At 64.8% G+C, this 21,886-nt stretch carries 17 protein-coding genes; 11 read left to right on the top strand and 6 right to left on the bottom strand.

Features of this window, described 5'->3' with window-relative positions; translation table 11 throughout:
* The first annotated feature begins 22 nt into the window (after window positions 1-22).
* The gene (locus tag BLW48_RS03620) at window positions 23-1,093 is read left to right on the top strand and encodes an aldose epimerase family protein (protein WP_093172666.1); all 1,071 of its coding nucleotides are present in this window, start codon (window positions 23-25) and stop codon (window positions 1,091-1,093) included.
* Between the two features lie 25 nt (window positions 1,094-1,118).
* Here the strand turns inward: BLW48_RS03620 and BLW48_RS34900 are convergent, their stop codons facing one another.
* The 5 genes from BLW48_RS34900 to BLW48_RS03600 form a co-directional block, all read right to left on the bottom strand.
* Window positions 1,119-1,352, bottom strand: a complete 234-nt coding sequence (locus BLW48_RS34900; protein ID WP_143047712.1) for a hypothetical protein — start codon at window positions 1,350-1,352, stop codon at window positions 1,119-1,121.
* 23 nt (window positions 1,353-1,375) lie between these two features.
* Entirely contained in the window at window positions 1,376-2,332 is a 957-nt protein-coding gene (locus BLW48_RS03615; protein WP_093172664.1) for a T6SS immunity protein Tli4 family protein, read from the bottom strand.
* A 37-nt stretch (window positions 2,333-2,369) separates the two neighbouring features.
* A complete protein-coding gene (locus BLW48_RS03610; protein WP_093172662.1) occupies window positions 2,370-4,205 on the bottom strand; it encodes an esterase/lipase family protein in 1,836 nt (611 codons plus the stop codon).
* Window positions 4,205-6,790, bottom strand: a complete 2,586-nt coding sequence (locus tag BLW48_RS03605; RefSeq protein ID WP_093172660.1) for a type VI secretion system Vgr family protein — start codon at window positions 6,788-6,790, stop codon at window positions 4,205-4,207. Before BLW48_RS03605 ends, BLW48_RS03610 begins: the two co-directional genes overlap by 1 nt.
* 200 nt (window positions 6,791-6,990) lie before the next feature.
* A complete protein-coding gene (locus tag BLW48_RS03600; RefSeq protein ID WP_093172658.1) occupies window positions 6,991-7,929 on the bottom strand; it encodes an SMP-30/gluconolactonase/LRE family protein in 939 nt (312 codons plus the stop codon).
* A gap of 133 nt (window positions 7,930-8,062) precedes the next feature.
* Between BLW48_RS03600 and BLW48_RS03595 the strand changes: the two genes are divergently transcribed.
* Window positions 8,063-8,836 carry an SDR family NAD(P)-dependent oxidoreductase gene (locus BLW48_RS03595; RefSeq protein ID WP_093048184.1) on the top strand — a complete coding sequence of 258 codons (774 nt, stop codon included), beginning with the start codon at window positions 8,063-8,065 and terminating at the stop codon, window positions 8,834-8,836.
* A 114-nt stretch (window positions 8,837-8,950) separates the two neighbouring features.
* Here the strand turns inward: BLW48_RS03595 and BLW48_RS03585 are convergent, their stop codons facing one another.
* A complete protein-coding gene (locus tag BLW48_RS03585) occupies window positions 8,951-9,910 on the bottom strand; it encodes a LysR family transcriptional regulator (RefSeq protein WP_093048190.1) in 960 nt (319 codons plus the stop codon).
* Between the two features lie 146 nt (window positions 9,911-10,056).
* On the opposite strand from BLW48_RS03585, the gene BLW48_RS03580 reads away from it, so the two are divergent.
* The 9 genes from BLW48_RS03580 (at window position 10,057) to BLW48_RS03540 (ending at window position 21,880) form a co-directional block, all read left to right on the top strand.
* Complete coding sequence (locus BLW48_RS03580; RefSeq protein ID WP_093048193.1) at window positions 10,057-11,511, top strand: aldehyde dehydrogenase family protein; 1,455 nt, start codon at window positions 10,057-10,059, stop codon at window positions 11,509-11,511.
* 52 nt (window positions 11,512-11,563) lie between these two features.
* The gene (locus BLW48_RS03575; RefSeq protein ID WP_093172654.1) at window positions 11,564-12,529 is read left to right on the top strand and encodes an ABC transporter substrate-binding protein; all 966 of its coding nucleotides are present in this window, start codon (window positions 11,564-11,566) and stop codon (window positions 12,527-12,529) included.
* A 12-nt stretch (window positions 12,530-12,541) separates the two neighbouring features.
* A complete protein-coding gene (gene chvE / locus BLW48_RS03570) occupies window positions 12,542-13,612 on the top strand; it encodes a multiple monosaccharide ABC transporter substrate-binding protein (protein WP_093048199.1) in 1,071 nt (356 codons plus the stop codon).
* A 41-nt stretch (window positions 13,613-13,653) separates the two neighbouring features.
* Window positions 13,654-15,180 carry a multiple monosaccharide ABC transporter ATP-binding protein gene (mmsA, locus tag BLW48_RS03565; protein ID WP_093050256.1) on the top strand — a complete coding sequence of 509 codons (1,527 nt, stop codon included), beginning with the start codon at window positions 13,654-13,656 and terminating at the stop codon, window positions 15,178-15,180.
* Window positions 15,167-16,378, top strand: a complete 1,212-nt coding sequence (gene mmsB, locus BLW48_RS03560) for a multiple monosaccharide ABC transporter permease (protein WP_093076010.1) — start codon at window positions 15,167-15,169, stop codon at window positions 16,376-16,378. The genes mmsA and mmsB overlap by 14 nt, the downstream gene beginning before the upstream one ends.
* 9 nt (window positions 16,379-16,387) lie before the next feature.
* Entirely contained in the window at window positions 16,388-17,911 is a 1,524-nt protein-coding gene (locus BLW48_RS03555) for a sugar ABC transporter ATP-binding protein (protein WP_093076008.1), read from the top strand.
* 112 nt (window positions 17,912-18,023) lie between these two features.
* Entirely contained in the window at window positions 18,024-19,073 is a 1,050-nt protein-coding gene (locus BLW48_RS03550) for an ABC transporter permease (protein WP_093172652.1), read from the top strand.
* A complete protein-coding gene (gene yjfF, locus BLW48_RS03545; RefSeq protein WP_093172650.1) occupies window positions 19,070-20,104 on the top strand; it encodes a galactofuranose ABC transporter, permease protein YjfF in 1,035 nt (344 codons plus the stop codon). The genes BLW48_RS03550 and yjfF overlap by 4 nt, the downstream gene beginning before the upstream one ends.
* Before the next feature lie 27 nt (window positions 20,105-20,131).
* Window positions 20,132-21,880, top strand: coding sequence for an IlvD/Edd family dehydratase (locus BLW48_RS03540; RefSeq protein WP_093076004.1), 1,749 nt, complete (start codon window positions 20,132-20,134; stop codon window positions 21,878-21,880).
* Window positions 21,881-21,886 lie beyond the last annotated feature (6 nt).

Raw genomic sequence — 21,886 nt, 5'->3', positions numbered from 1 at the left:
AATTCCGGCAGGCAGGAGACACATGAGCAGCAGCATCACATCGCGCGAGTTCGGCCGCATGCCCGACGGCCGCGCCGTCACCGAATACACCCTGGACAACGGCCGCGGCCTGAGCCTGAGCGCCATCAACCTCGGCGGCATCGTCACCGCGCTGCGCGTGCCCGACCGCGATGGGCGCAGCGCGAACATCGTGCTGGGCTTGCCGACGCTTGCCGACTACCTCAAGCCGCATCCGCATTTCGGCACCATCGTCGGACGCTTCGCGAACCGCGTCGCGGCGGGGCGCTTCACGCTCGACGGCACGGTGCATCAGCTGGGGCTGAACGATGGCGTCAACTCGCTGCACGGCGGTGCGAAGGGCTTCGGCACGCGCTTCTGGGACATCGTGCCGCTGTCGGCGCAAGAGGCCGGCGACGACATCGCCATCGAGCTGCGCTACACCAGCGCCGACGGCGAAGAAGGCTACCCCGGCGAGGTACAGCTGACAGTGCGCTACACGCTGAGCGCGAGCGCAAACACATGGCGCATCGACTACAGCGCCCTGACCGACAAGCCCACGGTGCTGAACCTGAGCCACCACGACTACTTCAACCTCGCAGGCAGCGGCTCGGTGATGGACCACCGGCTGATGATCGCCGCGAGCCGCTACTGCCCGGTGGATGCGACGCTGATTCCGACTGGCTTGGCCGATGTGGCTTCGACGCCGTTCGACTTTCGTACTGCAACGCACATCGGAGAGCGCATCCGCGAAGACCACGAACAGTTGCTGCTTGCGCATGGCTACGACCACAACTGGGTGCTGGACCGTGCTCAGGTCGATCGCGGCCTTGCTCTGGCGGCACGGCTGGAGCACGAGGCCACAGGCCGTGTGATGGAAGTGCACACCAGCGAGCCCGGCGTGCAGTTCTATTCGGGCAATTTTCTCGACGGAAGCCTCATGGGCAGCGCGGGTGCAAGTCTGCGGCAGGGGGACGGGTTGTGCCTGGAGACGCAGCACTATCCGGATTCACCGAATCAGCCTGGGTTTCCGTCTACGGTGCTGCGGCCGGGGGAGGTGTTTCGCAGTGCGACGGAGCACCGCTTCTTCGCGTGAAGCCATCGCCGCAATCTGAATCACTTCACAGAGCCTCGAGCGGTCCGCGACGGCTGGAAATCGGATGTGCTGTTGGTTGCCACAGCCTGTTGGCCACGAACTGCGCCGCATGCGCTGGCTCGGCATAGGCCAGCACCACAGGGCAAAAGGGCAATGCAGCCATGGTCCCTACGGCCTGCAAGGCACGCCGGCGCGAAAGAGTCGAGGCCGCCTTCGGGTCAGACGGAGCGTCACCCGTATTCATGATGTTTTTCGTCATTGATTGATTCCTCCCTGATCTGCTCACTTGATTGCCACCGCATCGGCAGGTGCACCTGGCACCGCCACGCGGAACTTCAGGCCGTCGAGCAGCTTGTCCCACAGCGCGATGGCCTCTTCGTCGTTGAGCGAAGAGGCCGCGGCCGCGCCGACGCGGTCTGCCTGGACCTTGGTGCGCATCGCCACGCTCAGATTGCCGGGGCGCGCGACGCTGCCGCCGTTCTCGCCGATGAACATCCACTCGAAGTCTTGCGTGCCGTCGGGGCGGCGCACCAGCGACTCTTCGCCGTCCCAGCCGTGAATCTTCTTCTTGCCCTCGCGCAAGGTTGTGAGCTTGGGGTATCTGCTGCCAGCCTCGCGCTTGCGGTCGGCGATGAGTTTGAGCAGGCCGTCGCTGTTGCCGGGGAAGTTGGCGTTGATGGTCTGGTTGCTTTGGACGCTGAAGACCACGTCGGGTAACGACGCCATGTGAAGGCCGACTTGCGTGAGCACGTTGCCTTTGGAGCCATCCAGTTGGCGGAAGCCGAACTCGTGGCAAAGACCTTGTTCGTTGGGCACTTCGTCGGGCTCACGAGCTCGCAAGTTTTTGGCTGTATCGCTGGCGTAATCGAGAATGGACTCCGCCGTTTCGCCATTGTCCGTTCCATCTCCGCCTTTGAAGATGTGCGGTCCAACGATGTAGTAGACGCGAAATCCTTCCAACCCAAGTTTTTTGGCCGTGTCATCCATGTAGGACCGAATCAGCCATGTGCTCGGCGCTGGGCCTTTGCCGAAGTAGTTGATCTCGGCTGTCTTGTGCGCCGCAAGGATTTTTGCCCGATCAGCCTCCATCACCTTCTCGATGTCCTTGGCTTGGTTGGGTAGGGTCGGGAAGTCTCGGCCAAAGGCCAGGCGCGATTCCACAGGTGCAGTCAATACATAGCGCCCGAAGCACAGCAACTTGGTATGTTCGAACAGCCGTTCAATGCGAGGATTGGTCATCAGGTCCTTTCTTTGGTCGTGAATGAGATGAGGCGCTTCAGTCCTTCTTGTCCCACCATGGTGGGTCAAAGTCATTGGCGATGCGCACAATGCCGTACAGCGTTGAGGCACCGGCATCAAGGTTCTTGTAGCTGTCCTGATGGTCGTAGCCGCGCTGGGTGAACTTGACCTTGGCTTTGACTTTGCTCGCGCTACGCTCCACCGGCACCGTGCCGTCGGCCGCTGCAAGGGGTGGCTGGAGCTTCAGCGTAAGTTCCACTCCGTAGCTGCCGCGCACCTTCAGCAGGCCCTTCTTGTTGTCGCCCTTCTCGCCGGGCACCAGCGTCCAGTTGGCCGGGTCGCCTGCCTTCGCTGCGTCGCCATCGACCACACGCCACGACACCTCGTTCCAGGCGCGGTGTTCCGGATCGTTGCCGTAATGGGCGTACGTGCGCTCGTGGAAGGTGTTCTCGATGGCGTTGGCGAATTTCATTGCGTTGATGACTCGCCGCATCGTTGCTTTCGGCCCGATCTGCTCTTTCGTCTTTCCTCCCTCTTGAAGCGGCTTCCCGAGTTGCCTTGCCGGATCAATCCACTCCGGATTGATCAGCCGCCACCACTTCTGCGGTCCGAGCGCATAGATTTCGTCCGCCGCATCGCCCTGCGGCAGCCTGGCCAGAAAGTTGCCGTTCTGATCCTGCACATGCAGCCACTGCATCCCGTAGGCAGCCGTGGGCAATAGTTCCAGCCCGCCCTGCGCATTGGCCAGCACGGCAGTCACCTTTGCGCCATCGTCCCCGAGCACGCCCTGGATGATGTTGTCCTCGATGCCGCCTCCCTCGAAGCCCGCACGCATGCGCTTGTAGGCCGCCGCCGCGCCGGTCGTGGGCATCACCCCGTGCACGATGCCCAGCACCTTGCTCTTGATGTTTCCGTAGTCCGGATGAATCAGCGCACGCGCCAGGATGCCGCCCATGCTGTGGGTCACGAGGATCACGCCCGGGCAGTGGAAGCCGTTCTCGTTGTAGGTCTGTATGAGCTTTTCGATCTTCGGCGCGAGTGATTTGGCCTCCTCGCCGTTGCTCTTGAGCCAGTTGTAGCCAAAGGCATGCACTGGGTACCAGCAGTTGCCGATCCTCTTGATCTCGGCCTCGGTCAGCGCTGCCGCCCCCGTGGCGCCGAAGGCCGAAGGGTCGCGCATGACCGCGCGTTCGGACCGTACCGGCCCGGGGTGGTTGCCTGCAGGAGTCCAGATCGGAGAGAGCTTTGCGTTTGCGCCGTGGCCTCGCAGCATGTCGTTGAGCTGGTACTCCATGCGTTTGATGATGTCGCCATAGGCCTTGAACATCACCTCGCTCCAGCCGCGCGCGCGGGCCTTCTGCGCGGCCGTGAAGCTCAGCCTGTTGTTCGCCAGCGGATGGTTCGGGTCGGCCTTGGGGTCGTCGATCAGCAGCTTGCCGACGCGACCCAGATCGTCGGGCACGTTGTTGTGGCGCTTGTCGGAGCTGACGGTAGCGTCGCCCGTGGCATCGAAGCGACCGGTGCCGTCGTCGGTGACTTCATAGCGGTCAACTTCCACTTCGTCGGGGTCCAGGCGCATCTGGCGGTCGGCCGGCTCGGCGTTGCGTCGGTTCCAGCCGTCCACGGCATCGTCGGGTCGCCAGGCGATGTTGTCGCTGCGCTTGAGCAATGCCTGTCGTGCCTTGGATAGTCGCAGGTTGCTGCCCATGATCCCGGGCAGGAACACGATGGGGATGAGCTTACCCGGCGGAACGCGCACGCGCACCTTGCGTTTGTCGGCTACGGGTGTCGTGACAACGGCCACATCTGCGAAGCCACCTATGCCGAGGCTGAGATCCAGCCAGATGTCTTCTTCTTCGCCTTGGACAGCCATTATTTCTTCCTCCCCATCCAGAGCACTCTGTAGGTCTCGGGACCATCGGAGCGCTGCAATTGCGTGGTGCCATCGGCGCCGGTGATTGCACCGGAGGCGCTTGTGTGTGTACGGGGAAGCCCGGCAGCATCAGACGAGGCCGTGGGCTCCGGTGTCGGCGATTCGCCACCGCGTGTGAGCCTGAACACCTGCTTGGCCGCAGCCGTGTTCTTCTCGTCAAGGTGATGGAAGATGAGCTCTCGATCGAAAGCCGCCTTCACATCCCGGTTCATAACTTCCGGCGTCCGTCTGGCCGGCCCCATCAGGCTGTGAGTCGCCGCATGCTCGCGCCACAGTCCACTGGTGCCGTGCACGATGCCCTGCGCGTTCCAACGGCTGAAGCTCGAGCCACCGGTGATCAGCACTTCCTCCTTGGCGGTGATCGTGATGCGCTCGGCCTCGAGCTTGATGTTGAGCCTGCCCAGGAGGTTGATGCTGTTGCGCAAAGCTTGAACGTCGATGTCCGCGCTGCCGGCGATCAGGCGGATGCCTGCCCTGCAGGCAAACAGGCGCACCGCGTCCCTCGCGCTTGCAAGAAGGCTCTTGCCCGCGCTCACGCTGGTATGCGCCCCGCTGGTGAACGCGTTGTGACCCAAGCTCGCAACGTGTGTCGAGCCGTGCGCCGTGGCCTGGATGCCCGCCGGGCTGGCCAGCGTCAGGTGCGGTTGCCGGAATTCAGGGAACTGGCCTTGCTCCGGGTCGACGCCGCTTCCCCTGATGGCGTCGTTCTGTTCCTTCAGTTCCCGGGCCACTTCGTCCTGATCGCCCGATTCGTGCGCCCTGGCCTCCTGCGCCATCTGGCTCAGGCCTTCGTGCAGGTCGCGCCCCTGCGTGAGCCGCGCCACGGTCTCGCGCATGTCGGTGATGTGGGCCTGTGCGTTCGGGCGCGATTCTGTGGTGACCAGCAGGCCGGCCCTGGCGCGAATGGCGCCGTGCCCGTCGGTGCGCAGCTCGAAGCCCTGGCCCCGGTCGTCCTGGCGGCCGGTGGTGTCTTCGATGCGGCCGATGTGCCCCAGGCTGATGCTGCTGCTCAGGTGGTCGCTCTTGAGCTGGGCCTGTACCTTGCCGCTCGTGTCGTCGAGCGCCAGATGGTTGCCGCGCTCACCGCCGCCGAGTTCGCGGCTGCGGTAGCCGGCCAGATGCTTCTGGTGGGGCAGGGCCCATGCCGGCATCCGGTCGGCGTTGTGCACGCGGCCGATGACGACGGGGTAGTCCGGGTCGCCGTTGAGAAAGTCGACGATTACCTCCTGCCCGATGCGCGGCAGCGCTACTTCGCCGAAGTTCGCGCCGGCCCAGTTCGAAGACACGCGCATCCAGCAACTGGAGTTCTCGTTGTTCTGGCCGATGCGGTCCCAGTGGAATTGCACTTTGATGCGGCCGTACTGGTCGGTCCAGATCTCCTCGCCGGACGGGCCGACCACGACGGCGGTCTGTGGGCCGTGGGTGCGGGGCTTGGTCGTTGTGCGACGGGGCCGCCACGGATTGCTCGTGGGCTGCACGTCGAAGGCGAAACGCTGCACGGAGCCTTCGGAGGCCTTTGCACCTTCTGTGGCCTGAAGATTTTCCTGAAGGTCGTAGCTCACGCCGAGCAGCAGATATTGCCGGTTCTGATCGGTGCGGGGATGCTCTGCCAGGCGCATGGTGAAACCCGGCGCAAGGTCGCGCCTGTTGGAGCGGCCACTTGCGCGGCTGCGCTCGCTCAGCTGTTCTTCGTTGCGGATGGCCGCATAGGCTTCACCGTCTGCGAGCCGGGTGTAGCCGCCGGGCCACTCGTACAGCCCGTAGCGGTCGTGGTCGTGGCCGCTTGGCTTCTGCTGCGACTGGCTCAGGTCTGCCTTGGGGTGCAGTTCGTCGTAGTCGTCGTGGAGGAACCGGCCTGAGCGGACTTCTTCGCAAGCTGCCCATTCGTAGATGCGCTCGCCCGCATCGAAGCCGCCCGTCATGCCGGCTTGTTCATCGACGTGGAAACGGAGCTCTTCGCCACCGGGCAGCGGTCCATGCGAACTGGCGATGTCATCGGCGAAGACCAGCACGTGCTGCCCTTCTTCGTGGCGGAAGAAGTAGTACAGGCCCTCGTGTTCGCAGAGCCGGGAGATGAAGTCGAAGTCGCTCTCTCCGTACTGCACGCAGTAGTCCCAGCGCCGGTAGTCTCGGCTGAGCTTCTGTTCGAGCGGGTAGCCGTAGCGCTCCAGCACGGCCGTGATGATTTCGGGAACGCTCTGGTCCTGGAAGATCCTGAAGTCACTGCGGCGCGTGGCCAGCCACAGCCATGGGCGCAGCTGCATCCTGTAGAAGCAGTGTCGGTCGTCTTCGCGCGAGAGACCGAATCTGGTGACGATGCCGTCGAGGTATCGCACTCCGCCGCGTTCGGTCTTGATGGCAATGCTGGCGGGCTTGCCCAGCATTGCATTCGGGTCGATTGCGTTGTCGCTGCCCAGCAGGTCGAGATCGAAGCTGTAGAGCTGGCTCAGTGCCTCGCGGCCCGCAAGGCGGTGGAATTGAATTGCATCGCCCGCAGGCGTGCGGATACTTACCCGCCGCTTCATGGCAGCGGGGCGCGCACGTGCGCGCCGTCGAAGTTGGACATTGGGCTCCCTGGATAGTGATCGCCTCTCGTGCCGAGGGCGAAGAACTTGTTTGGGCGGGATTCTGGGAGCCCATGTGCCAACGGCAATGACACCGCATCAGGTGCCTGCGCTTTGCGTGAACTAGTGCGCGATCATTCTTTCGTGCATAGAGAGGTGCTCTAGCCCGCGAACAGTGCCGCCGGCACACCCGGGCTGTCGATGCGCACCTTGAACAACCCACCCGCCAGCGGCTCGGCCGCCTGCTGTTCTGCAGTAAGCCCGTTGCGCGCGGTCGTGATGTAGAGCGTGCGCAGGTCGGCATCGCCGAAGGCGCAGTCGGTGACGTGGCTCGCGGGCAGCGCGATGCGGCACAGCTCGGCTGCGCTCACCGGGTCATGGCAAGTCACGCAGGAGCCGCCCCAGTGCGCGATCCACAACCGGCCGGCTGCGTCGGTGGTCATGCCGTCGGGCAGACCATCGGGCTTCGGAAAGCGGTGCCACACGCGCCGGTTCGACACGGTGCCGGCTTCCATGTCGAAGTCGTAGGCGTAGAGATTGTTCAGCACCGTGTTGTTGAAATACATGGTGCGGCCGTCGGCCGACCACGTCGGGCCGTTGGTCACTTCGAAGCCGTCGTCGTGCTTCGTGCAGCGGCCGTCGGCGTCGTAGCGGTAGAGCGCGCCGGTGGGGGCCTTGCAGTCGAAGTCCATGCTGCCGCCCCAGAAGCGGCCGCGGCTGTCGCACTTGCCGTCGTTGAAGCGGTTGCCGGTGCGCTCGGGTTCGGGCTGGTGCAGGTAGTGCGGCTTCGCGCCGGCACCCGGCAGCTGTGTCGTGTCGAAGAGCGCGAAGCCGCGGCGCAGCGTGAGGATCAGGCCCGGTGCCGTCGCGCGCTCGGAGATCGCGGTGATCTCTTCGTCGAACTGCCAGGCCCGTCGTGCACCGTCGGCGGGGCGAAACCAGAACAGGCGCGGCGTGAGGATGTCGATCCAGTAGAGCGCCTGTTCGCGCTGCGACCAGAGCGTGCCCTCGCCGAGCTCGGCGCCGGCGGGCCAGATGCATTCGGGCTCGCCTGCGACCGAAGGCGCGGGCAATGAGGGAAGGGGGCTTGTCTCTTTCATTTGTTCTTTCCTTGTGATGTCTTCTTGACGCGGCGGATCGTATCAAGGCATATTGATAACGGAAATTGAAAATACTGGCATCAACTGATATTCATATTGCAATGTCGTGTGATGCGTACCTCGGAGACTTTTCTTGAATTCCCCCCAGCTTTCCATTCATCCCAGCCTGAAGGACCGCACTGTGTTCGTCACCGGTGGCGGCAGCGGCATTGGTGCGGCCATCGTCGCTGCTTTCGCTGCGCAGGGCGCGCGCGTAGCCTTCGTCGATATTGCCGAGGGCGCCAGCGCTGCGCTCGCGCAGCAGATCAAAGAGGCCGGCCACGCGGCGCCATGGTGGCGTGCCTGCGACGTGCGCGACATCGCCGCGCTGCAGAAGGCCATTGCCGACGCGGCCGCCGAACTCGGCGACTTCGCTGTGCTGGTCAACAACGTGGCGAGCGACGACCGCCACACGCTCGAATCGGTCACGCCCGACTACTACGACAACCGCATGGCCATCAACGAGCGGCCCGCGCTGTTCGCGATCCAGTCGGTGGTGCCGGGCATGAAGCGGCTGGGCTTCGGCTCGGTGGTCAACCTGGGCTCGACGGGCTGGCAGACCAAGGGATCGGGCTACCCCTGCTACGCAATTGCCAAGTCGTCGGTGAACGGGCTCACGCGCGGGCTCGCGGTGGACCTGGGCCGCGACCGCATCCGCATCAACACCGTGTCGCCCGGCTGGGTGATGACCGAGCGGCAGGTGAAGCTGTGGCTCGATGAAGAGGGCGAGAAGGCCTTGCAGCGCAACCAGTGCCTGCCCGATAAGCTGATGCCGGAAGACATCGCGCGCATGGTGCTGTTCCTCGCGTCTGACGACGCGAAGATGTGCACGGCGCAAGAGTTCACCGTCGACGCTGGCTGGACGTAATCAGGCACTCCCCCAGGCTTCGCGCACTTCGTGTCGCTTCGCCGACCCCCTCGCCGGGGGCAATGCCAGCGGCCCGGCAAAGCCGGTTCCGCGGCATTCCGCGAATGAATCCGGTCAATCGATTTCGAGTTTGCGTCCGTAGACGCTCATGCTGGCTGTCTTCAGCGCCTTCATCATCACCTTCGCCGCCGGCGACAGCAGCCGGTCGGTGCGCGTGATGATGCCGAAGGCGTCCATGTGGCAGGGCATGTCCAGCGGCAGCAGCGACACGATGCCGTGCGCTGCGTAGTAGCGCGCCACGTCGGTCGCCAGCACGGCCACCATGTCGCTCTGCTGCAGCATGCGCGTGATGAAGAGCAGGGCCGAGCTCTCGATGGTGTTGGTCGGTGGGGCGAGGCCTTCTTCCTGGAACATCAGCTCGAAGCGGTGGCGCAGCACGCTGCCTGCGGGCGGCACGATCCAGCCGGCGCTCACCACGTCGCGCAGCGTGAGCCCGCTCACGCCCAGCAGCGGATGGCCGGGGCGCACCAGCGCGCACACGGGCTCTTCGGTCAGCGCCTCATAGCGCAGCTGCGATTTGTCGTGCTCGGCGAAGAGGCGCGCCACCAGGATGTCGAGCTTGCCCTGCTCCAGCCGCTCGATCAGCACCGGGCTGGTCTCGATCTCCAGCGACACGCGCAGGTCGGGCTGCTCGCGCTTCACCATCGCCACGGCGGGCGGCATCAGCGTGAGGCCCGGCGCGGTGATGGCGCCCACGCTCACCTGGCCGAAGCGGCCGGCCTTGAGCGCGGTGAGTTCGTCGTGCGCCTGGTTCAGGCTCGCGAGCGCGACGCGGGCGTGGCGGATCATGGTCTCGCCGTACCAGGTCGGGCGCATGCCGCGCGGCAGGCGGTCGAACAGCGGTACCTCCAGCACGTCCTCCAGGTCTTTCAGCAGCTTGGAGGCGGCGGGCTGCGTCATGTTGAGCACCTGCGCCGCGCGGTGGATGTTGCCTTCCTCGGCCAGGGCCACGAGCAGCAGCAGTTGCCGGGTCTTGAGCCGGGCGCGGATGAACCAGTGGTTGTAGTTGGTCATGTCGTCTCTTGAAACGAAGGACTGATCGGGTTTTCCAGAATCCGATGATCGATATCCATTTTGCTTAAAAAACGATTGGATTGATATCAAATCTATTCATAGACTCGCGGCACTCCAATAACAACAGAGACAAGGTCCGCGCCCCGGTGATTCACGGCGAGATCCATCAGAACGTGCGGCAGTACATCAATGGCCGCTGGGAAACCAGCGCGACCACGGGTGTGAGCGCCAATCCCTCGGACACCAGTGAAGTGGTGGCCGAGTACGCACGCGCCGATCGCCGCCAGGCCGAGGCCGCCATCCGCGCGGCCACCGAGGCCTTTCCCCACTGGAGCCACAGCACGCCGCAGCGGCGCGCCGACGTGCTCGACCGCATCGGCGCCGAGCTGCTCGCACGCAAGGACGACCTGGGCCTGCTGCTGGCGCGCGAAGAGGGTAAGACCCTGCCCGAAGCCGTTGCGGAAGTGGCGCGCGCGGGCCAGATCTTCAAGTTTTTCGCGGGTGAAGCCCTGCGCGGCGGCGGAGGCGAGAACGTGGCCTCGGTGCGCGCGGGCGTGCAGGTCGACGTCACGCGCGAGCCGGTCGGCGTGGTGGGGCTCATCACGCCGTGGAACTCGCCCTTCGTCATTCCGGCCTGGAAGATCGCGCCCGCACTGGCCCATGGCAACAGCGTGGTGTTCAAGCCGGCCGAACTGGTGCCGGCCTGCGGCTGGGCGCTGACCGAGATCATCAGCCGCGCGGCCCTGCCGGCCGGTGCCTTCAACCTCGTGATGGGCAGCGGCCGCGAAGTGGGGCAGGCGCTGGTCGACAGCGCGCTGGTCGATGCGCTGAGCTTCACGGGCTCCATGGCCAACGGCGAGCGCATCCTGCAGGCCGCTGCAGCGAGGCGCGCCAAGGTGCAGCTGGAGACGGGCGGCAAGAACGCGCTGGTGGTGCTGGCCGACGCCGACCTCGACCGCGCCGTCGATTGCGCGGTGCAGGGCGCGTACTTCTCGGCAGGCCAGCGCTGCACCGCGTCGAGCCGGCTCATCGTCGAAGCGGCGGTGCACGACGCCTTCGTCGCAAAGCTGCGCCAGCGGCTCAAGACACTGAAGATCGGCCACGCGCTGGAGCGCGGCGTCGACATCGGCCCGGTGGCCGACGAAGAACGCCTGGCGCAGAACCTTGCCTGGGTCGACGTGGCGCGCGAAGAAGGCGCCGAGCATGTGTGGGGCGGCGAGGCGCTGGAGCGCGCCACCGTCGGCCACTACATGAGCCCCGCGCTGTTCCTGGCCAAGCCCTCGCACCGCATCGCGCGCGAGGAAATCTTCGGCCCGCTGGCCTGCGTGCTGCGCGCCGACGACTACGACGAAGCGCTCGCGCTGTGCAACGACACGCCCTTCGGCCTGTGCGCGGGCATCTGCACCAATTCGCTGAAGCACGCGATGCATTTCAGGCGCCATGCCGTGGTCGGCATGACGATGGTCAATCTGCCGACCGCGGGGGTGGATTTTCACGTGCCCTTCGGCGGCCGCAAGGGGTCGGGCTACGGGCCGCGCGAACAAGGGCGCCACGCCGCGGAGTTCTACACGACGGTGAAGACCGGCTACATGCTGGCCTGAGCCGCGACGAAAAACGGTTCTCAACAAGCAAGTCAACAGAAGGAGACATTCCATGACCATGAATCGCCGCACCCTCAACACCGCGCTCGCCGCCGCTGCCCTCAGTGGCATGCTGCCCCTCTCTGCGCTCGCGCAGAAAAAACTGGTGCTCGGCTTTGCGCAGGTGGGGGCCGAGAGCGAATGGCGCACCGCCAACACCGAGTCGATCAAGTCGTCGGCCAAGGAGGCGGGCATCGATCTCAAGTTCTCCGATGCGCAGCAGAAGCAGGAAAACCAGATCAAGGCTATCCGCTCGTACATCGCGCAGAAGGTGGACGTCATCGCGTTCTCGCCCGTCGTCGAGTCGGGCTGGGAAACGGTGCTGCGCGAGGCCAAGGCCGCCAAGATCCCGGTGGTGCTGACCGACCGCTCCGTCAACACCAAGGACGACTCGCTCTACGTGACCTTCATGGGCTCCGACTTCACCGAGGAAGGCCGCAAGGCGGGCCGCTGGCTGGTCGAGAAGATGAAGGACCAGAAGGGCGAAGTGAACATCGTCGAGCTGCAGGGCACCGTGGGCTCTGCGCCGGCCATCGACCGCAAGAAGGGCTTCGAGGAAATCATCAAGGCCGACCCGAAGTTCAAGATCATCCGCTCGCAGACAGGCGACTTCACGCGCGCCAAGGGCAAGGAAGTGATGGAAGCCTTCCTGAAGGCCGAGGGCAAGAAGATCAATGTGCTGTTCGCGCACAACGACGACATGGCCATCGGCGCGATCCAGGCCATCGAGGAAGCCGGCCTGAAGCCGGCGAAGGACATCACCATCATCTCCATCGACGGGGTGAAGGGCGCCTTCGAAGCCATGATCGCCGGCAAGCTCAACGTGTCGGTCGAATGCAGCCCGCTGCTCGGGCCGCAGCTGATGCAGGCCGTGAAAGACATCAAGGACGGCAAGGCGCTGCCCAAGCGCATCGTGACGGTCGAGGGCATCTTCCCGATGGAAGTCGCAGCCAAAGAATTCCCCAATCGCAAGTACTGAGAGCCCACACCCATGAAACGCAAATTCCTCAAAGCCTCTCTCGCGGGCATCGCGTTCGCCATCGTCGGCTTCACGCCGCTGGCCAACGCGCAGGACAAGGGCCTGATCGCCATCTCGATGCCCACCAAGTCGTCGGCCCGCTGGATTGCCGACGGCGCCAACATGGTCAAGTACTTCAAGGACAAGGGCTACAAGACCGACCTGCAGTACGCCGACGACGACATCCCGAACCAGCTCGCGCAGATCGAGAACATGGTGACCAAGGGCTCGAAGGTCCTGGTCATCGCGGCCATCGACGGCACCACGCTGTCCGACGTGCTGCAGAAGGCGGCCGACAAAGGCGTGAAGGTCATCGCGTACGACCGGCTCATCAAGGGTTCGAAGAACGTCGACTACTACGCCACCTTCGACAACTTCCAGGTCGGCGTGCTGCAGGCGCAGTCGATCGAAGCGGCGCTGGGCCTGAAGAGCGGCAAGGGCCCGTTCAACATCGAGCTGTTCGGTGGCTCGCCCGACGACAACAACGCCTTCTTCTTCTACAACGGCGCGCTCTCGGTGCTCAAGCCCTACATCGACAGCGGCAAGCTGGTGGTGCGCAGCAAGCAGATGGGCATGGACAAGGTCGGCACGCTGCGCTGGGACGGTGCGGTGGCGCAGGCGCGCATGGACAACCTGCTGTCGGCCTACTACACCAAGGACCGTGTCGACGCGGTGCTGTCGCCGTACGACGGCCTGTCCATCGGCATTTTGTCGTCGCTCAAGGGCGTGGGCTACGGCTCGGGCTCGCAGCCGATGCCCATCGTGTCGGGTCAGGACGCAGAAGTGCCTTCGGTCAAGTCGATCCTGCGCAAGGAACAGACTTCCACCGTGTTCAAGGACACGCGCGAGCTGGCCAAGGTCACGGTGGCCATGGTCGACGCCATGCTCTCGGGCAAGACACCCGAGGTGAACGACACCAAGACCTACAACAACGGCATCAAGGTCGTGCCCTCGTACCTGCTCAAGCCGGTGAGCGTGGATGCATCGAACTGGAAGACCGTGCTGGTCGACAGCGGCTACTACAAGGAAAGCCAGATCAAGTGAGCATCGAAAGCAGCATCGCCGATGCTGGTGCAATCCTCGAGATGCGTGGCATCACCAAGACGTTTCCCGGCGTGAAGGCGCTGAGCAACGTCAACCTCAGCGTGCGCGCCGGGGAGATCCACGCGGTGGTCGGCGAGAACGGCGCGGGCAAGTCGACGCTCATGAAGGTGCTGAGCGGCGTCTACCCGTGCGACTCGTACACCGGCGAGATCCATTTCGAGGGCGAGCTGCGCCGCTTCCGGGGCATTGCCGACAGCGAGAAGCTGGGCATCATCATCATCCACCAGGAGCTGGCGCTGGTGCCGCTGTTGTCCATTGCCGAGAACATCTTCCTGGGCAACGAGATTGCCAGCGGCGGCGTGATCGACTGGTTTGCCGCGTACGCAAAGACGCGCGAGCTGCTCGCCAAGGTGGGCCTGAAGGAGCCGCCGACCACGCTGGTGACCGACCTGGGCGTGGGCAAGCAGCAGCTGGTGGAAATCGCCAAGGCGCTGGCCAAGGAGGTGAAGCTGCTGATCCTCGACGAGCCCACCGCCAGCCTGAACGAGAACGACAGCGATGCGCTGCTGATGCTCCTGCTGGAGCTCAAGCGCCAGGGCATCGCGTCGATCCTCATCTCGCACAAGCTCAACGAGATCGCCAAGGTGGCCGATTCGATTACCGTGCTGCGTGACGGCGCCACGGTCGAGACGATGGACTGCGCGCGGCAGGCGATCAGCGAAGACCGCATCATCCGCGGCATGGTCGGGCGCGACATGGCGCACCGCTATCCGCAGCGCGACCCGAAGATCGGCGAGACCGTGTTCGAGGTGCGCGACTGGCGCGTGCACCATGCGCTGCATGCCGACCGCGAGCAGATCAAGGGCGTGAGCCTGAACGTGCGCAAGGGCGAGATCGTCGGCATTGCGGGCCTCATGGGCGCGGGCCGCACCGAGCTGGCCATGAGCGTGTTCGGCAAGTCCTACGGGCAGCGCATCAGCGGCTCGGTGTTCATGCATGGCAAGCAGGTGGACGTGAGCACGGTGCGCAAGGCCATCGACCACGGCATCGCCTACGTCACCGAAGACCGCAAGGGCCTTGGGCTGGTGCTGGAGGAAGACATCCGCAAGAACATCAGCCTGGCGAATCTCGATGCGATTTCCGAGTCTTCGGTGATCGACAACGGGCGCGAATTCAAGGTGGCCAACGAGTACCGCAAGGCGCTCAACATCCGCTGCTCGGGCGTCGAGCAGCTGGTGGTCAACCTGTCGGGCGGCAACCAGCAGAAGGTAGTGCTGAGCAAGTGGCTCTTCACCAAGCCCGAGCTGCTGATTCTCGACGAGCCCACGCGCGGCATCGACGTGGGCGCCAAGTACGAGATCTACACCATCATCGACCAGCTCGCGAGCGAGGGCAAAGGCATTCTCATGATTTCTTCGGAACTGCCGGAACTGCTCGGCATGTGCGACCGCATCTACGTGATGAACGAGGGGCGCTTCGTCGCCGAGTTTCCGGCCGCCGAGGCCTCGCAGGAACGCATCATGCATGCCATCGTGAGTGCGGGGAGTTCGGTTCATGTCGCAGCCTGAAGTCAACGCGGTGAAGGCCGCCATTCCCGCTTCCGAAGCGCCGAAGCTGCACGTCGGCTTCCTGAAGAACAACCTGCGCGAATACGGCATGCTGATCTCGCTGGTCGCGATCATGGTGCTGTTCCAGGTGCTGACCGACGGCACGCTGTTGCGGCCGCTGAACCTCACCAACCTGCTGCTGCAGAACAGCTACGTGGTCATCATGGCGCTGGGCATGCTGCTGGTGATCGTGGCGGGGCACATCGACCTGTCGGTGGGCTCGGTGTGCGGCTTCATCGGCGCGCTGGCTGCGGTGCTGATGGTGGAGTACGAGTGGCACTTCGTGCCCACGGCCATCGTGAGCATTCTTGCCGGCGCCGTCATCGGTGCGGCGCAGGGCTGGTTCGTGGCGTTCCGCAAGATCCCTTCGTTCATCGTCACGCTCGCGGGCATGCTGGTGTTCAAGGGGCTCACGCTGGCGCTGCTGGCGGGGCAGTCGGTGGGACCGTTCCCGGTGGAGTTCCAGCGGCTCAGCTCGGGCTTCATTCCTGATCCGCTGGGTGGCGATGCATTGCGCACCACCTCGCTGGTGGTGGGCGCGCTGGCCGCCGCGGCGCTGGTGTTCTTCAAGCTGCGCGGGCGCGCCAAGCTGGCGGCGCACGGCATGGAGCAGGAGCCGTATGCCTTCTTCCTGGTGAAGAACCTGTTCTTCGCCGCCATCATCCTGTTCTTCAGCTACCTGCTCTCGACCTACAAGGGCCTGCCCAATGTGCTGATCGTGATGGCGGTGCTGATCGTGGTGTACGACTTCGTCACCAACCGCACCACCATCGGCCGGCGCATCTATGCGTTGGGCGGCAATGAGAAGGCGGCGCGGCTGTCGGGCGTGAAGACGCAGCGGCTCGCGTTTCTCACTTTCGTGAACATGGGTGCGCTGGCGGCGCTGGCGGGCCTGGTGTTCGCGGCGCGGCTCAACACGGCCACGCCCAAGGCGGGCCTGGGCTTCGAGCTCGACGTGATTGCGGCCTGCTTCATCGGCGGCGCATCGGCCTCGGGTGGCGTGGGCCGTGTGATGGGCGCGGTGATCGGCGCCTTCATCATGGGCGTGATGAACAACGGCATGTCGATCCTGGGCATCGGCATCGACTACCAGCAAGTCATCAAGGGGCTGGTGCTGCTGGCGGCGGTGTTCATCGACGTCTACAACAAGAACAAGTGACGGCTGTACATGGCTGACGACGACACTCCCTCGCCCGTGCTGGAGCTCAAGGGCATCCACAAGCAGTTCGGCGGCATCCCGGTGCTGCGCGATGTGCAGTTGCGGTTGTACCCGGGCGAGATCCACGCGCTGATGGGACAGAACGGCGCGGGCAAATCGACGCTGATCAAGGTGCTGACGGGTGTGCTGCCGTCGAGCGGTGGCGAGATATTCCTCGACGGCCAGCCGATTCACCCGCATTCGCCGCTGGAGGCCCAGAAGCTGGGCATCAGCACGGTCTACCAGGAGGTGAACCTGTGCCCGAATCTGTCGGTGGCGGAGAACGTGTTCGCGGGGCGCTATCCGCGCTGCGGCGTGGCGCAGGGCTTTCGCATCGACTGGGCTTGCGTGAACCGGCGCGCCGAAGAACTGCTGGCGCGCATCGGGCTCGACATCGACGTGACGCGGCTGCTGTCGAGCTACTCGGTGGCAGTGCAGCAGATGGTGGCGATCGCGCGGGCGCTGGGCGTGTCGTCGAAAGTGCTGATCCTCGACGAGCCGACGTCGAGCCTGGACGATGACGAAGTGGAGAAGCTGTTCGAAGTGCTGCGGAGGCTGCGCGGCGAGGGACTGGCCATCGTCTTCGTGACGCACTTCCTCAACCAGATGTACGCGGTGTCGGACCGCATCACGGTGCTGCGCAACGGCAGCTGGATCGGGGAGTGGCGCGTGGCCGATCTCGGGCCGCAGGCGCTGATTGCCGCGATGCTCGGACGCGAGCTGGCGGCGCAATCAGCGCGGCCTGCTGCGTTGCCTGCGTTCGACGAGGCCGCGCCGGCCTTGCTGCAGGCCGAAGGTCTGGGGCAGGCGGGGCAACTGCAGGCGACCGACTTGCGCGTGCGTGCCGGCGAGGTCGTTGGTATCGCGGGGCTGCTGGGCGCGGGACGCACGGAACTCGCGCGGCTGCTGTTTGGGCTGGAGTCGCCGGACCGTGGTGTGCTCAAGGTCGACGGCCGCGCTGTCAGCTTTTCGAATCCAGCCGACGCAATCCGTGAAGGCCTTGCGCTGTGTCCTGAGGAACGCAAGACCGATGGCATCGTCGCCGAACTCTCGGTACGCGAGAACATTGCGCTTGCCTTGCAGGCACGCCTGGGCACGCGGCGCTTCCTGTCGCACGCCGAGCAGACCGAGATGGCCGAGCGCTTCGTCAAGTCGCTCGGCATCAAGACCGCGAGTGTCGAGACCCCCATCGGCCTGCTCTCCGGCGGCAACCAGCAGAAGGCAATGATCGCGCGCTGGCTCGCGACCGAGCCGCGTTTGCTGATCCTCGACGAGCCGACGCGCGGCATCGACGTGGCGGCCAAGCAGGAAATCATGGAAGAAATTCTGAGGCTCGCGAAGGCGGGCATGGCGGTGATCTTCATCTCGTCGGAGATGAGCGAGGTGGTGCGGGTGGCGCATCGCATCGTGGTGTTGCGGGACCGGAAGAAGGTAGGAGAGCTGCCGGGCGGCTCTTCCGAGGACGAGGTCTACGAAATGATTGCTGCGGCATGAACAACCTCCTGTCCTTGGGGCGCGATCACGTCGACGGGAGACATTCGCGGAGGGGAGCACCCGGTGTCATTCACACACGCCCCGAATACAACGCGTGCCGGAGCAACTGACCATGGCCGACAAAAACCACAACCGCCTGGCGAACGCAATGCGCCACAGACTTGCGTGGCCACTGATCACGCTGTTGCTCCTGCTCGCAGTCAACACAGCCTTCAACTCCAGCTTCCTGCATCTCGAATGGCGAGAAGGCCATCTCTACGGCAGCCTGATCGACATCCTCAACCGCGCCGCGCCACTCGTGCTGGTGTCGCTGGGCATGACGCTGGTGATCGCCACGCGCGGCATCGACATCTCGGTGGGTGCAGTGGTGGCCATCGCGGCGGCGCTCGCGGCCTGGATGATCGGTGGCTCGGTGGCCAATGACGTGAGCCGGTTCCCGATGTCGCTCGCGATACTCGCGGCCATCGGCATTGCGCTGCTGTGTGGGCTGTGGAACGGTCTGCTGGTGGCCAAGGTCGGCATGCAGCCGATCATCGCGACGCTGATCCTCATGGTGGCCGGGCGCGGCATTGCGCAGCTGATTGCCGATGGGCAGATCATCACGATCTACTACAAGCCCTTCTTCTTCCTCGGCAGTGGTTATCTGCTGGGGCTGCCGTTCTCGCTGTTCATCGTGGCGGCGGTGTTCGTGTTGCTCTATCTGGCGATCACGCGCACGGCGCTGGGGCTGTTCATCCAGGCGGTGGGCATCAACCCGACGGCGGCGCGTGTGGCGGGTGTGCAGGCGCGGCGGCTGATTGTTGGCGCGTATGCCTTCTGCGGTGCTTGCGCGGGCGTGGCGGGGCTGCTGATCAGCTCCAACGTGAAGAGCGCGGACGGCAACAACGCAGGTCAGCTGATCGAACTCGATGCGATCCTGGCGGTGACGCTGGGCGGCACTGCGCTGACTGGTGGGCGCTTCAGCCTGGTGGGTAGCGTGATCGGCGCGCTCATCATCCAGACGCTGACCTATGCGATCTATTCGCTGGGGGTGCCGCCGGAGATCAATCTCGTGGTGAAGGCCGGCGTGGTGTTTGCGGTGATGCTGTTGCAGTCGCCCGAGTTCAGGGCGGAAGTGCGGTCGCTGGTGCAGCGGCCGGCGCATGAAGGGGCGAAGGTATGAGCGCGGTGATTGATGCGACACCCTCACCCCAGCCCTCTCCCGCGCGCGGGACACAGGGGAAAGGGAGCAAGAGGCTCAACCCGAAGTACCTGCCGCTGGCAGCGACGATCTCGCTGTTCATGCTGGTGGCGACGCTGGGGTCTGTTTTCTACGACGGCTTCTTCTCTGCGCAGGTGTTCCTCAACCTGCTGATCGACAACGCCTTCCTGATCGTCGTGGCCGTGGGCATGACCTTCGTGATCCTCTCGGGCGGCATCGACCTGTCGGTGGGCTCGGTGATCGCGCTCACCACCATGGTGTCGGCTTCGCTGGTCGAGAAGCACGGCTGGAGCCCGGGCATCGTGATTCCGCTGGTGCTGGTGATGGGCACGGCTTTCGGCGCATTCATGGGGCTGCTTATCGAGCGCTTCCGGCTGCAGCCTTTCATCGTCACGCTGGCAGGCATGTTCCTGGCGCGCGGGCTGTGCTACCTCATCAGCATCGACTCGATCAGCATCACCAACGAGTTCTACTCGGAGGTCTCGCAGATCCGCATTCCCATCTGGGGCGAGGCCTCGGTGTCGATCAGCGCGGTGATCGCCATCGTGGTGCTGCTGGCGGCGATTTTCATTGCGCACTGCACGCCTTTCGGCCGCGCGGTTTACGCCATTGGCGGCAACGAGCATTCGGCAATGTTGATGGGCCTGCCGGTGCGTCGCACGCTCATTGGCGTGTACACGTTCTCGGGCTTCTGCTCGGCGCTGGCGGGCGTGATCTTCACTTTCTACATGCTCTCGGGCTACGGCCTGCACGCGATAGGGCTGGAGCTCGACGCCATCGCTGCGGTGGTGATCGGCGGCACGCTGCTCACGGGCGGTGTGGGCTATGTGGCGGGCACGCTGTTCGGCGTGCTGATGCTCGGAATCATCCAGACGCTCATTTCATTCGACGGCACGCTGAGCTCGTGGTGGACGCGCATCGTCGTCGGTGCGCTGCTGTTCGTCTTCTGTTTGCTGCAACGCTTCTTTACCTCGCGCGCACCCCGGCGCTGACTTTCAATTTTTCCCAGGACACCTCGCATGCCGGACACCCCTCCGAAGAAACTGCGCTCGACCGAATGGTTCGGGTCGGCCGACAAGAACGGCTTCATGTACCGAAGCTGGATGAAGAACCAGGGCATTCCGGACCACGAGTTCGATGGCCGGCCGATCATCGGCATCTGCAACACCTGGTCGGAGCTGACGCCGTGCAACGCGCACTTCCGCAAGATCGCCGAGCACGTGAAGCGCGGCATCTCGGAGGCGGGCGGCTTTCCAGTCGAATTTCCGGTGTTCTCCAACGGCGAGTCGAACCTGCGGCCCACCGCGATGCTCACGCGCAACCTCGCGAGCATGGACGTGGAAGAAGCCATCCGCGGCAACCCGGTCGATGCGGTGGTGCTGCTCACGGGCTGCGACAAGACCACGCCCGCGCTGCTGATGGGCGCGGCGAGCTGCGACATCCCGGCCATCGTGGTCACGGGCGGGCCGATGCTCAACGGCAAGCTCGAAGGCAAGAACATCGGCTCGGGCACGGCCGTGTGGCAGCTGCATGAATCGCTGAAGGCGGGCGAGATCAACCTGCACCAGTTTCTCTCGGCCGAAGGCGGCATGTCGCGCTCGGCGGGCACCTGCAACACCATGGGCACGGCCTCGACCATGGCCTGCATGGCCGAGGCGCTGGGCACTTCGCTGCCGCACAACGCAGCCATTCCGGCCGTCGATGCGCGGCGCTATGTGCTCGCGCAGATGTCGGGCATGCGCGCGGTGCAGATGGCGAAGGAGGGGCTCACGTTGTCGAAGATCCTCACCCGCGAGGCTTTCGAGAACGCGATCCGCGTGAATGCGGCCATCGGCGGATCGACCAATGCGGTGATTCACCTGAAGGCGATCGCGGGGCGCATCGGCGTCGATCTGGAGCTGGAAGACTGGACGCGCATTGGCAGCAACACGCCGACCATCGTCGACCTGATGCCTTCGGGGCGCTTCCTGATGGAAGAGTTCTATTACGCTGGTGGTTTGCCCGCGGTGCTGCGCCGGCTCGGCGAGAACGGCCTGCTGCCGCACCCCGATGCGCTCACCGTCAACGGCCAGTCGATCTGGGACAACGTGCGCGAGGCGCCCAGTCTCGACGACGAAGTGATTCGCCCGCTGAGCAACCCGCTGATCGCCGACGGCGGCATCCGCATCCTGCGCGGCAACCTGTCGCCGCGCGGCGCGGTGCTCAAGCCCTCGGCCGCGACGCCGGAGCTGCTGAAGCACCGCGGCAAGGCGGTGGTGTTCGAGAACCTGGAGCACTACAAGGCGCGCATCGTCGATGAAGACCTCGACGTCGATGCCAGCTCGATCCTCGTGATGAAGAACTGCGGCCCCAAGGGCTACCCCGGCATGGCCGAGGTCGGCAACATGGGGCTGCCGCCGAAGCTGCTGCGCCAGGGCATCAAGGACATGGTGCGCATCTCGGATGCGCGCATGAGCGGCACGGCCTATGGCACCGTGGTGCTGCACGTCGCGCCCGAGGCAGCGGATGGCGGGCCGCTTGCGGCGGTGCGCGACGGCGACTGGATCGAGCTCGATTGCGATGCGGGGCGCTTGCATCTCGACATCAGCGACGAAGAGCTGGCGTCGCGCCTGGCGTCGCTGACCGCCTCCGACGCACAGCCGATGAGCACGCGCGGCGGCGGCTACCAGAAGCTCTACGTCAACCACGTGCTGCAGGCCGACGAAGGCTGCGACTTCGATTTTCTGGTCGGCTGCAGAGGCTCGGCCGTTCCCCGCCATTCACACTGATTCACC

The sequence above is a fragment of the Variovorax sp. YR266 genome (assembly GCF_900107295.1).
In the GTDB taxonomy this organism is placed as follows: Bacteria; Pseudomonadota; Gammaproteobacteria; order Burkholderiales; family Burkholderiaceae_C; genus Variovorax.
Note: the sequence above shows the minus strand (reverse complement) of the source record. Positions and strands in the feature narration are given on the sequence as shown.